A 13,954-nucleotide genomic window follows, 5' to 3' on the forward strand; every position below is an offset into this window, starting at 1 on the left:
TCCTACGTAACGCTTGGGGATCGGGTGAAACCGAGCGCCCCCCAGGTGAGCGGGCCGGTGGACAGCGCGAGGACGCGCTCGCCCTGGTCGAGCCCGTCGGTCAGGTCGGCCAGGTTGACCAGGCCGTCGGCGGTGAAGACGTGGCCGTTGCGGGCCACGTTGCCGGTGAACACCCGGGGAATCCTGGCCATGTCGGCGAATTCGCCGAGGGTGCGCTGGGAGTAGTTGTTGGTGACCAGCCAGCGGTAGTCCTCGCCGGTGGTGTTCGTGGCTTCGTACAGGGCGTTCACGCAGCCGCGGATGCCGGACATGATCGCCAGGTGCTTGCGCAGGCCCTCGCCCTTGACGTACGTCGCCATGACCGGCGCGGCGACCTGCCCGATGCCGTCGAGGGTGTAGCTGCCCGGCAGCCGGGCCGAGAGCAGGCACGCTGCGGCGCCGTCACCGTTGACGGTCACGGCGTTGGGCATCGCGCGGTACTCCCCCGGCCGGTCGGGCACCTTGTCGGCGACCACGCACAGGACGGTGCCGACGCCGGTCGCCAGCAGCCCGCGGGCCAGGCGCAGCACGTGCGCGAGGTTGCCCGACTCGCCCAGCCAGACGGTGTGGAACGGCTTGTCCGCCAGCGCGGGCAGCGCCGAGCGCACGGCCTTCTCGCGGTTCGCCTCGCTGGTGTAGCTGCACGTGGCGTAGACGACGGCGTCGATGTCGGACGCGGCGACGCCGGTCGCACCGAGCAGGGTGGACACCGCGCGGGCGGCGAGCGCCGAGGGCGGCTCGGCCGACACCGAGCAGCGGTCGAAGCCGTGCTCGCGCAGCGTGGCGATCCGCTCGGCGGCGTCCGCGCCGGACACCGCCTCCTCCAGCGGCACCCGCTCCCCCAGGGCGTACGCGGGTCCGACGATGTTCACTTGTCCGCGCAGCTGTAGTGCGCCGCGACCCGCTCCACCCGCCGGTCCGCGCCGATGAACAGCACCTCGGCGACGGTCTTGCCGCCCGCGCCGACCATGTGGATGGTGACCCCGTCCACCCCGCGCAGCACGTCGAGCACCTCGAACCGCAGGTCCGGGTACTTCTTCAGCGCCAGCGCGAAGTAGTCGCGCAGGGCCGCCCGCCCGGCGACGACCTCGGAGCCGGTCACCGCCGCTGCCAGCGGCGAGGTCAGCACCGCGTCCTCTGTGTACAGTTCGGTGATCTTGTCGAGGTCGTGGCCGTTCCAGGTGCCGATGTGGTGGTCGACGTAGGCGACGGCGTCGGCTTCGCTCCAGGCCATGAGGGGCAACTCCTTACACTGTGCGGAGAACGGTCGAGCTGAACAGGTACGTCGCGCCCACGCCGAGCACGTGGACCAGGTCGCCGGGTCTGGAGCCGAGCCGGTCCAGGGTGATGAGCTGGTCGTAGGCGAAGCAGTGGCCCAGCTCGGCGATGGTCTGGGTGGGCACCCTGGCGAAGGGCACCCCGGCGACGGCGGCGTAGTTCTTGAGCACCGACGTGGTCAGGTTGGCCAGCACGAGGTGGGTGTAGTCGGCGGGCGCGTGCCCGGTGCGCTCGCGGGTCCGCGCGCACAGCTCGCCCATCCGCTTGGCGAACAGGTCGATGTACCGCAACAGCTGCGCCACCGGGTCGATGGTGCTCAGCTCCGACTCCACCAAGTGGTCCACGTGCTCGATTGCGTATCCGGAAGCGAGGTCGGAACCGACCACACAGGACATCACGGTGTCGCTGAACACCGAGCGGGTGCCCTCCAGCACCCGGGACGCCCTGGCCTCGTCCAGCGCGTCGGACCCCAGCAGCACCACGCGCCGCATCCCCTGCGCCAGCATCCCCTGGGCGACCATGAGCGCCTGGGAGTAGTTGGTGCACTGCCCCAAGAACAGCCCGAGTGGCAGCGCGCGGCGCATCCCGAGGGCCTGGCACAGGTCGATGACGTCGCCGTGGTCGTCGTAGCTGGAGAAGGTGGAGGAGAACAGGACCACCGCGTCCACCTCGGCGGGCGCGGTCCCGGTCTTCTCCAGGGACTCGGTGACGCAGGAGGCGTAGAGGTCGCGCGGGGCCTTGTCCATCACCGAGTACCGCGCGAGCCCGCCCTTGGCCAGGGCAGCGACCTCGGCCTCGGTGGCGTGGCCGGAGGTGACCAGGTGGTCGAGGTCGTGCCAGGCGCCGTGCCGGTGGCTGACGCCCGCGATGACGGCGGTCATGGGGTTCCTCCCAGCAGGGCGGCGCGGTCGACTTTCCCGTTGGCGTTCAGCGGAAGCGCGTCGACCTCGCGGAACACGGCGGGCACCATGTAGCGCGGCAGCAGGCCCGCGCAGTGCGCCCGCAGCTCCGCGGTGCTCGCGCCGGGCTTGAGCCGGACGAAGGCGACGATGCGCGGCGGCTCGCCGCGCTCCAGGGCGGTGGCGGCGTCGGCGACGGCGGGGTGGGCACGCAGGTGCAGGTCGATCTCCTCCAGTTCGATCCGGTTGCCGAGGAGCTTGACCTGGTCGTCCAGCCGGGCGTGGAAGTAGTGCTGGCCCTCGGCGTCGCGGTGCGCGAGGTCGCCGGAGCGGAAGGCGCGGACCGACGGCCCGGACAGCGGGCTGGGCACCAGCGCGGCGGCCGTCGCCTCCGGGTCCGCCCAGTAGCCGTGGAACAGGCAGTCACCCTCGATGTAGAGCTCTCCGGGCGTGTCCGGCTCGTCGATCACCCGGCCGCGGTCGTCCACGAGGTACATCCGCATGCCGTCGATGGCGCGGGTGCCGAAGGGGACGCGGCCGTCGGCGTCGCTGAGCCGCTCCCCCAGCACGTTCGTGGCGCAGGCGATCGACTCCGAGTGCCCGAACCCGTTGACCAGCCGCAGCGCGGGGTGGGCCGCCCGCAGCGCGCGCAGCCCGTCGACCGGGAACCCCTCCCCCGCGTACAGGACCGTGTCCAGCCCGGTGGACGCCAGCTCGCCCAGCAGCGGACTGGCGGTCAGCTCCCGCCAGATCGCGGGCACCCCGTTCATCTGGGCGATCCGCTGCTCCCGCAGCACTTTCAGGAACCCCGACGGCTGGTGCACCACGACACTGGGCACCTGCACCAGCGTGCCACCCGCGCCCAGCGCCATGCCCAGGTCCAGCAGGGCGAAGTCGAACTGCAGGGGCGAGGTCGAGCCCAGGCGCACGCCCGGGGCCACCCCGAAACCGGAGTAGCCCAGCCAGAACGACACCACGGCCCGGTGCGACATCATGATGCCCTTGGGCCTGCCGGTGGAGCCGCTGGTGAACACCACGTACAGCAGGTCGGTCTCGGCGGGCTCGCGCGGCTCGGCCCGCGGGGTCACGCTGCCGGTGAGCACGAGGTCGTTGCCGTCCAGCGTCCCGCTGATCGGCGTCTGCGCCGCGCCGCCGAGGTGCGCGACCGCGCCCAGCCTGCCGACGATCTCCTGCTTGCGCGCGGCCGGGACCTGCGGGCTGACGTTGGCGAAGACGACCCCCCGCGACGCCGCGGCGATCATCAGCGCGATCGCCGCGGGCCGCGGGGAGAACTCCAGCACGATGACGTCGCCCGCGCGCAGGCCCGCCGCGTCCAGCGCCGCGGCGTGCTTGTCGGCGAGTTCGGCCAGCTCGCCGTAGGTCAGCGACACCTGCCCGGCGACCACGGCGGGGCGCTCCGGGTGCTCGCCCACCCTGGCCAGCAGGTGGCGGTGGAACAGCCGGGTCATTCCGAGACCAGTGCGTTCGACGCCGCCTGCGCCGCCTGCTGCCGGGCGATCTCGGCCAGGAACGCGGTGACCTGCTCGTGGTCGCTGCGGATGTCCAGCAGCGTCTCCGACGCCGAGCGCAGCACCACCTGGGCGGAGTTGGCGACCCGCAGCGTGGCCAGCACCTGCGAGCGGGCCACCGCCTCGGCGACCAACTCGTCCACATCGGACTCGGAGATGATCGCGAAGCGCAGGTTGTGGAAGCGGGCCGGGATGTCCGGGGAGACGTTGAGCATCCCGCGGATGTCGAGCTGGCCGCGGGCGTCGACCTCGACCCCGGCCGCGTCGATGCCGCGCTCGGCGGCGAGGGCGCGCAGGCTCAGCGTGAGTTCGGCGGACAGCGCGGCCAGCAGCCACTCCTGCGGGTTGGGGCCGCGGTCGATGCCCAGCATCTGCTTGGACTGGTCGACGATGAACGTCGGCGCGCGGTCGTCGCCGCCGGGCGTGGCCGAGGTGGTCACGGTGGCCTCGGTGCCGTACTCCCACACCAGGTCCGCGCTCACCCTCAGCTCCGGGGAGGCGATCGGGGCGCGCTGCTCGACGGCCACCGCGGCGCCGTCGCGCACGTGGTCCAAGTCGGCCGAGCCCTCGTCCAGCAGGGCCCGGTGGTTGGGGCTGAAGCAGGTGACGAACTGCGTCACCGCCGCCAGCATCTCCGAGGACCCCGCGGCATCCACATCGATCTCGTAGCGCACGTCGCGCAGCCCGGGGGCGTCCCCGCCGACGGTGGCGCTGATGCGCACCCGCAGCGCCGCCACGCTGATCCCGCGCGCGGTGTACCCGTGCATGTGGGTGACCAGCACGCACGCGCCGAACGCGGCGACCGCGGCCTCCCACGGCGACAGCTCGTCGCCGGGCAGCGGGCCGAACCGCATCCGGAAGTCGCGCGCCATGCGGTAGGAGCCGTGGTGGGCGGTGCCGACGGCGGTGTCCGCGCCCGGACCGTAGGCCCGGGTGGTGGTGGTGAAGATGATGACCGCCTCGCGCGGCACCTCGCGGATCTCGTGCACGATCTCGGACACGCCCGCGATGTTCAAGCCGTTGCGCATGTCGTTGTCCCCCTTCAGATCCCGGCCAGCGCGGCGTCGATGTCGGCGATGAGGTCGTCGGCGTCCTCCACGCCGACCGACAGCCGCACCAGGCCCGGCAGGATGCCGACCTCGGCGCGCTGGGCGACGGTGAGGAAGCTGTGCGAGGTGTTGAACGGCAGGCTGACCAGCGACTCGACGCCGCCGAGGCTGGTGGCCACCGCCGGGATCGTCAGGCGCTCCATGAACTTCAGCGCCGCCTCGTCGCCGCCCGCCACCTCGAAGCTGACCACGCCGCCGTAGCCGCCCTTGCACCACTCGCGCACCATCGGGTACGCGTAGTCGGGCAGCGACGGGTGGTGCACGCCGGTGATCTGCGGGTGCTCGGAGAGGAACGCCGCGATCCGGTTGGCGTTGTCCACGTGCGCGCGCATCCGCAGCGCGAGGGTCTTCATGCCGCGCTCCAGCAGGAAGCACGGCAGCGCGTCGAGCGAGCCGCCCAGCTTGAGCATGGTCGTCCAGATGCGGTCGAGGTACTTGCGCGAGCCCGAGGCCACCCCGGCGGTGATGTCGCTGTGCCCGCCGAGGTACTTGGTGGCGCTGTGCACCACGACGTGCGCGCCGTGGTCCAGGGGGCGCAGGCAGTACGGGGTGAGGAAGGTGTTGTCGATGACCAGCAGCAGGTCGCGCTCGGCGGCCAGGCGGCCCAGCTCGGCCAGCGGGATGGCCTTGAGCAGCGGGTTGGTCAGCGTCTCGAAGAACAGGACCTGGGTGTCGGGCCTGATCGCCGCCTCGATGTTGGCCAGGTCGGTGGCGTCGGTGAAGGTGACCTCGCGCCCGTACTGCGGCATGTCCTCGCGCATGAGGTTGAACGTGCCGCCGTAGACGTCGCGGGAGGTGACGATGTGCCCGCCGCGGTTGGTCAGGGTGAGCAGCGTGGTGGTGATGGCGGCCATGCCGGAGGAGAACACCACGGCGCTCTCGGCGTTCTCCAGCGCGGCGACCTTCTCCTGCACGACCCACTGGTTGGGGCTGCCGTAGCGGCCGTAGATCGGCACGTCGCGGATGTGGCCCTGGTCGAAGGCGCCGTAGGTGTGCTCGTTGAACTCGAAGGTGGAGGTCTGGAAGATCGGCGTGCCGACCGAGCCGGTCACCGGGTCGACGTAGGTTCCACAGTGGACGCTCTTGGTGCTCATCCCGACCGGGCCGTCGAGCACCCGCTGCTCGGGCAGGCGGGGTCCGGGCACCCGCCCCCGGCGCAGCGAATTGGACCAGTCCCGCTCCTCGCCGGGGCTGGCCGCGTCACCGATCGCTTTGGACATGGTGGGTTTGCCTTTCGGTTAGGTGCCCGCGGGGGCGGCCGCGGGGTGGAGCAGGTTGGCCAGGATGTCCCCGGCGTCGGGGCCGTGGAAGACGTTGACGCCGACGCGCCGCTCGCCGGTGTGGTGCAGCCGGGCGAACCCGATGCCCAGGCCGTGGACCCCGGCGATGGGGCCGTCGGGTCCGAGCACGCGGCACTGGTCGTCGACCAGGGCGGCGCCGCCCAGCCGGGTGACCGGGACCGGGTGCTCGTCGTCGTACAGGGCCGGGACGGCGCTGCGGTAGCCGGAGGCCGAGACGACCAAGGTGGCCTCGGCCAGCGCCAGCGCGGCCTCGGGGGTGCCGTCGGCGCAGAGCCGCACGCGCGGCTCGCTGCCCGCCAGCACGGCCAGGCACAGCTCGCGGGCGCGGCTGCGCAGCCCGGTGAACCGGTTGACGCGCCCGGTCTCGCGGCACACCGCGCTCGGGGCGAACAGCGCGGCGTCCATGCCCGCCAGGTCCGCGAGGCTGGCGAACCCGAGGCTGAGCCCCCGGTGCACCACGGTGACGCCCGCGACGCCGTGCTTGCGCAGCAGCACGTCGGCGACGGCGAATCCGCTGTGCGAGCCGCCGACGATGACCGCGTGCCCGCCCGGCTCGGCGCGGCGGCGCCCGGCGAGCACCGCGGCGGAGGCGACGACCCGCTCGGGCGGCACGCCCGGCACCTCGACCGCCTCCCGCGCCCCGGTGGCCAGCACGACCGAGCGGGAATCGGTGATCGGGCGGCCCTCGGCGTCGTAGCTGGTGAACGTCGTGCCGTGCCTGCGGACGGTGGCCACCGCGCGGCCGTAGCGCACCTCGCCCGCGCCGGTGCGCAGCCAGGTGGTGATGTTGTCGGCCATGTCGCCCAGGTACGCCCCGACCAGGCGCAGCGGCACCGGCTCGGCGGCACGGGCCCGCAGCTCGGCGGCGGCGGGCCTGCGCAGCACCGGCCCGAACCGGCCGTCGGGGTCGACGGCGGCGGTGAAGTCCCCGGCGGGGGAATTGGAGTCGATGAGGTACGGGAAGCGGCTGACCCGCAGCGCCTCGGCGTGCCGGGCTCGGTCGAGGAAGACCAGGCCCGCCGCGCCCAGCTCGTCCAGCCTGCCCAGGCGGTCGGCGGCCAGCGGCAGCCCGAGCCCGGCGGGCCCGAACCCGATGACCTGCACCGACGGCGTCACCGCAGCCCCTGCCTGATCAGCGCGGCCAGCTCCGCGGCGCGGGCGGGGTCGACCACGGCGAAGTGGTCGCCGTCGACGCGGTGCGCGTCCGGGAGGTCGAGCGGGACGAGGAAGTCCGCCCCGCCCCGGCCGAGCCCTTCCCCGGCGGTGACGAGCAGCGGGCGCAACCCCGGATCGGCGCGGAAACGATGCCCCAGCAGTGCCCGCATGGCGCCACGGTAGCGGGCGTAGAGCTGGGAAATGGTGGTTTCGGTGAGTCCGGGAACGACACTGGCGTCGGTGCTGCGGCCCTGGGAGAGGTTGTGCGCGAACGACGCCCGCAGGACGTCCTCGGCGACCTCGGCGCCAGGGGTGCGGGGCAGCCACGGATCCAGGAGGACGACGGCGCACTCGCGGCCGTTCTCGCGGGCCTGGCGGGCCATCTCGTAGGCCAAGACGGCGCCGAAGGACCAGCCCGCCAGCCGCAGGGGCGCCTCGCCGGTGACGGATTCGGCCAGGTCCAGGTACTGCTTGGCCAGTTCGGGCAGCGTCGGCTCGCCGGTGGGGCCCGGGTCGGCGGCGATGGCGAACACCCGGAAGCCGTCGAGCGCGGCAGCGAGCGGGGCGTAGCAGAACACGTCCCCGCCGACCGGGTGCACGAAGACGACCGGGTCGCCGTCGCCGCCGAAGCGGACCAGAGCGGGGCCCGCCGGGACCTGCTCGGCCAGCAGGGGCGCGAGGTCGCGCACGGTGCGCCGCTCGTAGAGCGCGCCCAGCGGCAGGCGCACGCCGAACTCGCCCTCGACGGCGTTCATCAGCGCGGCGGCGGCCAGGGAGTGCCCGCCCGCGGCGAAGAAGTCGTCGGTGACACCGGGGACGTCGACCACCCCGCGCCAGAGCACCAGCAGCCGCTCCTCGACCGAGGACACCGGCGCCGCGACCGTGCCGCCGGTCTCCGGCCTCACCTGGCGCAGCTTCGCGCGGTCGACCTTCCCGTTGCCGGTCAGGGGAAGCGCGTCGTGGCGGATGAGGGCGCGCGGGATGAGGTAGCCGGGCAGGCGCTCGCGGAGTCCGGCCTGGATGGTCTCGTCGTCGGTGTCGTCATCGGCGACGATGTGGGCCACGAGCGAACCGCCGCGGTCGTCGGCGGAGAGCACCGCGCCCGCGGCGCGCACGCCGGGCTGGGCCAGCAGCGCCGCGTCGACCTCGCCGAGCTCGACCCGGAAGCCGTTGACCTTGACCTGGCTGTCCCGGCGGCCCAGGAACTCCAGCAGGCCGTCGGGCCGGTACCGGCCGCGGTCGCCGGTGCGGTACAGCCGCTCGCCGCAGCGCTCGATGAACGCCGCGGCCGTCAGCGCGGGGTCGGCGTGGTAGCCCTCGGCCAGGCCGACGCCGCCGATGTGGAGGTCGCCGGGCACCCAGTCGGGGCGGTCGGCGAGCGCGTCGTCGAGCACCCGGAACGACTGGTTGGCCAGCGGGAGTCCATAGGGGACGCTGGCCCAGCCGGGCAGCGGCGCCGAGCCGACGGGGTGGTGGTTGGACCAGATGGCGGCCTCGGTGGCCCCGCCCAGGCTGACCAGCCCGACCCCGGGCAGGTCCCCGGCGAGCGCGCCGCCCAGGGTGACCGGCACCCAGTCGCCGCTGACCAGCGCCAGCCGCAGCGACGGCAGCGCCGGGCGCGGGGCGGCGGCGCGGTAGTCCAGCAGCATGCCCAGGTACGCGGGGACGCTGTTCCACACGGTCACGCCGTGCTCGGCGACCAGGGCGTGCAGGGCGGCGGCGTCGCGGGCGGCGTCCTCGGCCACGGTCACCAGCGCGCCGCCGGTGGCCAGCGGGCCGAACACGTCGTAGACCGACAGGTCGAAGGTCACCTCGGAGATGCCCAGCACCCGGTCGGCCGGGCCGACGCCGTAGCGGCGGTTGACGTCGGCGACGGTGTTCGCCGCGGCCCGGTGCCGCAGGGCCACGCCCTTGGGCTCGCCGGTGGTGCCGGAGGTGAACAGCACGTACGCCAGCGCGTCGGGGTCCTCGGGCACGTCCGGCGGCTCACCGGGACTGTCCACTGTGATCTGACGGCAGCCGTCGACCGGCTCGCCGACGACGTGGCGCGCCCCCACCTTGGCCTGCACGGCGGCGACCCGCCCGGCGGGCCAGTCGCGGGCGATCGGCACGTACGCCCCGCCCGCGGCCAGCACCCCCAGCAGCGCCACGACCTGCCGCCAGCCGCGGTCCTGGCGGACCAGCACCGGCTCGCCCGGCGCGCACCCGGCCAGCTGTGCCGCCACGCCGCCCGCCAGCGCGGCCAGGTCGCGGTAGGTCAGCACGCGGTCGGGCGAGATGACGGCGACGGCGTCCGGGGTGCGCGCGGCTTGGGCGAACACCGGGCCGTGCAGGGTGGTGACCGGCAGGTCGGCGGCGGTGTCGTTGACCCGGTCCCGCAGGTCGAGCTGGGCGCGCGGGGTGAGGTCGAACGCCGTCCGCAGCCAGGCCGCCGGGTCGGCGCTGAGCCGGTCGAGCAGGGCGCGGTAGCCCTCGAACATGGCGTCGACCAGGCCGGGCGGGAACAGCGCGTCGGCGGTGTCCCAGTTGGCGACCAGGGTGTCGCGGCTGTCGAAGACCTGGTGGTCGAAGCTCACCTGCGGGGTGTGGATCTCGCCGACGACCCTGGTCCAGCCCAGCCGCTCCAGGAAGATCCCGTCCTGCGAGCGCCCGCCGACGACGCTGGCGAAGACCACCGGCATCGCCGCGCCGAGGGTGTTGCCGTGGCGCTGGTTCAGCTCGCGGATGGCCTCCACCCCGCTGAACGCGCCGTGCGCGAGGTCGGCCACCAGCCGCGCGCCCAGGGCGGCGGCCCGCTCGGCGAAGGTGGCCGACGGGTCCGAGCGGCACTCCAGCAGGAGCGTGTCGCTGAAGTTGCCGACCACGTCGGAGACCGCCGGGTGGGTCGGGCGGCGCTCGCCGTACATGACGTTGACGGTGAAGTCGGCCTCGGCGCTGAAGTGCCGCAGCACCTCGGCGAAGGCCGCGCACAGGGCGACCGTCGTGGTGACGCCGTGCGCGCCCGCCTGGGCCTTGAACGCCGCCCAGCGCGGCTCGTCCAGGACCGCGGTGCGCCTGCGCAGGCCGGTGTGGCCGGGATCAGTGTGGCCGGGATCGGTGTGGCCGGACTCAGGGGCACGGGACTCAGGGGCACGGGGCAGGTCGGGGGCGGGCGGCAGGGTGGCCAGGCGCGGGCGCCAGTGCTCGCGGGCGGCGGCGTGCTCCGCGCCCTCGCGCAGCGCGGACACCGCGGCCCGGTACTCGCCGAAGCCGTACTCGACCGGGGGCAGCGACCCGCCGGACAGCAGGGTGCGCAGCTCGTCGGCGACGATGTCCCCCGACCGGCCGTCGAAGGCCAGCAGCCGACCGCACACCACGACCCGGTAGCCCGCGGGCACCCGGAAGACCCGGAACTCCCAGGCCGTCCCGGACTCCAGCTCGGGCGGGGAGGCGACCAGGCCCGCGCGGACGGCGGCCAGCTCGGCGTCGACCTCCTCGGCGGGCCACGCGCTCAGGTCGCGGACGGCGAGCGGCGCCTCGGCGGGCACGTCGGCCACCCGGTAGGTCCCGTCGGCGCGGAAGCGCGCCCGCAGCATCTCGTGGCGCTCCATCAGGGCCAGCACGGCCGAGCGCAGCGCGGGGACGTCGAGGTCGGCGCAGGCGTAGTCCTCGACGAACACCGCGGGCGACGCCAGGTCGAACCCGCCGGTCTCACCGAGCACATAGGCCTGCTGCAACGGCGACAGCGTCCGCTCGACGCCACCGCCGCTGTCCTTCGTGGACAGCTCGACCGACGCGGCGGCGAGCCATTCCGACAGCGCCTGGAACGTGGGGTGCTCGAAGACCACGGTGCGCGGGGCGTCGACGCCGAACTCGGCCCGCAGCCGGTCGGCCACCGACAGCGCGAGCAGCGAATACCCGCCCAGCTCGAAGAAGGTGGCCTCCGGCGACCACTCGCCGGAGAGCTCCAGCGCCTCGCCCCACAACGCGCGCAGCCGCGCCTGGCTCATGCGGCCCTCCCCCCGGTGGACACGGTCAACGCGGCCGGAGCGCGGAACGTCCAGCCCTGGATCTGCGGCACCGGCCCGACCACCGCGGCGTCCGGGAACCGGGCGAGGAACGCGGTGAAGAAGCCGGTCGCGACCCCGAGCGCCACGTGCGTCCCCAGGCACGAGTGCGGCCCGTGCCCGAAGCTCAGGCTCGGGCGGGCGGGCCGGTCGGGGTCGAACACCTCCCCGTCAACGAACACGGCCTCGTCGCGGTTCCCGCTCGCCAGCACGAGTTTCAGCGCGCTGCCGCCGGGGATGTCCACGCCGTCGAGGACCGTGTCGCGGCGGGCGAAGCGGACGGTGTCGGTCTGCGGCGGCTCCCAGCGGGCGACCTCGCGCACGAACCGGGCGACCCCGTCGGCGTCGGCGGGGCGCAGGTGCGGGAACCGGGCGAGCGTGGCCATGGTGTTCGACAGCAGACCGGTGGAGGTCTCCACGCCCGCGGCGAGCACGAGCAGCACCAGCCCGACCGCGTCGGCGACGCCCAGCGCGCCCGCGGCGACCTCGGCGCGCAGCCGGGCGAGCACGGTGCCCTCCGGCGCGCCGCCGTCGGCAATCAGGCGGGCGGCCAAATCGGCGACTTCCCGGCGCAGCCGCGTGGCGACGGCGAAATCCCGGCTGCTGCCATCGAGATGATCAAGAAGATAGCGCAGGTGCCCGAAGACCCAGCCGCGCTCCGATTCCGGGATACCGAGGAAGCGGGCGGTCACCATGGCGGGCAGGCCGCGCCCGACCCGTTCGACGAAGTCCACACCGGCAGTTTCACCGGCATCATCGAGACCGTCGAGCACCTCGGCGACCGCGGTGTCGACGATCCCGGCGAAGGGGACGTTGTCCGCGCGGCCGACCAACAGTCCGCCGAGGACCTTGCGCAGCCGGGTCTGTTCCGGACCGTCCATGTCGAGCAGCGTGCGGCCGAAGACCTGCGCCGAGACGCGGAAGGGGTACTCGACTGTGTAGTCCGAACTGGTCAGACAGGTCTGGATGGCGCGGTGGCCGAAGACGCAGAACATGTGGATCGGCTCGGCCCACAGCACCGGCGCGGTGGCGCGGCAGTGGGCGAAGGAGGCCCACATCCGCTCGTCGGGCTCGGTGAGGAAGTCAAGGCGCCGCATGCTCGACAAAGGTGTCGTAGATGCCGTTGAGCGTGGCGAAGGACTCGATGCTGGCCTCGCCGAGGTCGATCGGCGCGCCGGTCAGCTCCTCCAGGAACACGATGACCTTCACGACGGTGAAGGAGTCCAGGACGCCCGCGTCAAACAGGTTGTCGTCCGGGCCGACGCCCGCCAGGGAGCGCTCGGGGTCCACGCCGGTGACGAACTCCTCGAACCGCTTGGCGAACTCGTCTCGTCCCACCATTGGACGTTCCCCCTTCTCGTACCAGTCGAATGGGCCGTTCGGCCCACCCCATCTGCCCTGGTCGGGCGCTTTTCCACGTTTTCACCCAATTCGCGCCAGCCCGTGTGTTAAGGCTGTCCTCACTTGCGCGGCGGGCGGGCAGTACACGGAGAGTGGACCATCCACCCCCCTTTACCGACAGTCGGTAAACACGGTCGTAAACCCCCGGCCGACGCACCAGAAGGATAGCCACGGCCGGGGCGAAAGTCATGCGCCGATCCTCCTTGCACACCTGGTCACAGGCGATGTACCGTCGCTTGTCCGGAGTGGGGCTCCGGGTTGCCAGGGGGGAGGCTGGGCTCAAAGGTCAGGTGTGAAACCGATCCACATTCGACATCGCGGCAGCATTTCGATAAACGCTGTTTCCCGGTCGAACCGACGGCATGAGCGCATTACGTTGATCAATTATTGCCGTTCGAGAGCCAGCCAATAGCCCCGGTATAGCCCGGTTCGCGCACGTCCGCAGCGAGCACAGAAGGAGTCGAAGTCGCCCATGTCGATGATGTCGATCCCCGTTGACGAGGAAGTTGTCGTCCGCACCCCCGACGAGTTCCTCCGCATGCCGGAGGAGTACCGCGAGGTGGCGCTGCGCCAGATCACGGTCAACACCGAGGGCGAACTGTCCGGCGCCGACGACTACATCCAGGTGTTCTACCCGCTGGCCCCCACCGCCGAGGAGGCGATGGTGTGCGCCGAGCGCGCGGTCGAGGAGTTCGACCACTACAAGAAGGGCTCGAAGGTCCTCGCCGAACTGGGCATCGACACCTCCTACATGGAGCAGCAGAAGCTGCACGACCGGGAGCTGTTCTCCGCCAAGGAGCTGCACACCTGCACCACCTGGGCCGAGCGCGGCATCTTCTCCTACGTCGGGGAGGAGACCGCGATGGTGATGCTGGAGGAGTTCGCGCACAGCAGCTACAAGCCGTGGGCCGACGCGGTGCGCACCATCATCCTGGACGAGAAGATCCACATTGCCCACGGCGCCCGGGTCTGCCGCAACCTGGCCCAGGACGCCGAGGGCCGCGAGGGCCTGCAGCAGGCGCTGGACCGCCTGTGGCCGACGTTCATCGGCATCTTCGGCAGCCCGCGCTCCGAGCGCGCCAAGCTGGCCGTCCGGTTCGGACTGCGCAAGACCACCAACGGCCAGGCCGCGGACCTCTGGCGCGAGCGGGTCACCCCGCGGATCGAGAAGCTGGGCCTGACGGTCCCGGCGTAACG

General features: G+C 73.0%; 11 protein-coding genes. 1 reads left to right on the forward strand and 10 read right to left on the reverse strand.

The genetic code is table 11. From position 1 onward, the window contains the following. Positions 1 to 2: 2 nt before the first annotated feature. Genes ACTG9Q_RS09600 through ACTG9Q_RS09645 form a run of 10 tightly spaced genes read right to left on the reverse strand, consistent with a single transcriptional unit; the run spans position 3 to position 12,697 of the window. The gene (locus ACTG9Q_RS09600; protein WP_455572308.1) at positions 3 to 911 is read right to left on the reverse strand and encodes a hypothetical protein; all 909 of its coding nucleotides are present in this window, start codon (positions 909 to 911) and stop codon (positions 3 to 5) included. Continuing rightward, positions 908 to 1,273, reverse strand: a complete 366-nt coding sequence (locus tag ACTG9Q_RS09605) for a nuclear transport factor 2 family protein (protein ID WP_455572309.1) — start codon at positions 1,271 to 1,273, stop codon at positions 908 to 910. The genes ACTG9Q_RS09600 and ACTG9Q_RS09605 overlap by 4 nt, the downstream gene beginning before the upstream one ends. Positions 1,274 to 1,286: 13 nt before the next feature. Next, positions 1,287 to 2,198, reverse strand: a complete 912-nt coding sequence (locus ACTG9Q_RS09610) for a 3-oxoacyl-[acyl-carrier-protein] synthase III C-terminal domain-containing protein (RefSeq protein ID WP_455572310.1) — start codon at positions 2,196 to 2,198, stop codon at positions 1,287 to 1,289. Further along, positions 2,195 to 3,685, reverse strand: coding sequence for an AMP-binding protein (locus ACTG9Q_RS09615; RefSeq protein WP_455572311.1), 1,491 nt, complete (start codon positions 3,683 to 3,685; stop codon positions 2,195 to 2,197). Before ACTG9Q_RS09615 ends, ACTG9Q_RS09610 begins: the two co-directional genes overlap by 4 nt. Continuing rightward, positions 3,682 to 4,773 (reverse strand): OsmC family protein, encoded by a 1,092-nt coding sequence (locus ACTG9Q_RS09620; RefSeq protein WP_455572312.1) that lies wholly within the window; start codon positions 4,771 to 4,773, stop codon positions 3,682 to 3,684. The genes ACTG9Q_RS09615 and ACTG9Q_RS09620 overlap by 4 nt, the downstream gene beginning before the upstream one ends. Positions 4,774 to 4,787: 14 nt before the next feature. Continuing rightward, a complete protein-coding gene (locus tag ACTG9Q_RS09625; protein ID WP_455572313.1) occupies positions 4,788 to 6,074 on the reverse strand; it encodes a trans-sulfuration enzyme family protein in 1,287 nt (428 codons plus the stop codon). 18 nt (positions 6,075 to 6,092) lie between these two features. Then, positions 6,093 to 7,271 (reverse strand): FAD/NAD(P)-binding protein, encoded by a 1,179-nt coding sequence (locus tag ACTG9Q_RS09630; protein ID WP_455572314.1) that lies wholly within the window; start codon positions 7,269 to 7,271, stop codon positions 6,093 to 6,095. Then, on the reverse strand, positions 7,268 to 11,299 hold the full coding sequence (locus tag ACTG9Q_RS09635; protein WP_455572315.1) for a non-ribosomal peptide synthetase: 4,032 nt from the start codon (positions 11,297 to 11,299) through the stop codon (positions 7,268 to 7,270). Before ACTG9Q_RS09635 ends, ACTG9Q_RS09630 begins: the two co-directional genes overlap by 4 nt. Then, on the reverse strand, positions 11,296 to 12,453 hold the full coding sequence (locus ACTG9Q_RS09640) for a cytochrome P450 (RefSeq protein WP_455572316.1): 1,158 nt from the start codon (positions 12,451 to 12,453) through the stop codon (positions 11,296 to 11,298). Before ACTG9Q_RS09640 ends, ACTG9Q_RS09635 begins: the two co-directional genes overlap by 4 nt. Beyond that, entirely contained in the window at positions 12,440 to 12,697 is a 258-nt protein-coding gene (locus ACTG9Q_RS09645; RefSeq protein ID WP_455572317.1) for an acyl carrier protein, read from the reverse strand. The genes ACTG9Q_RS09640 and ACTG9Q_RS09645 overlap by 14 nt, the downstream gene beginning before the upstream one ends. A gap of 532 nt (positions 12,698 to 13,229) precedes the next feature. On the opposite strand from ACTG9Q_RS09645, the gene ACTG9Q_RS09650 reads away from it, so the two are divergent. Further along, on the forward strand, positions 13,230 to 13,952 hold the full coding sequence (locus ACTG9Q_RS09650) for a Phenylacetic acid catabolic protein (protein ID WP_455572318.1): 723 nt from the start codon (positions 13,230 to 13,232) through the stop codon (positions 13,950 to 13,952). Positions 13,953 to 13,954 lie beyond the last annotated feature (2 nt).

It is taken from the genome of Actinokineospora lacus, from assembly GCF_053813445.1.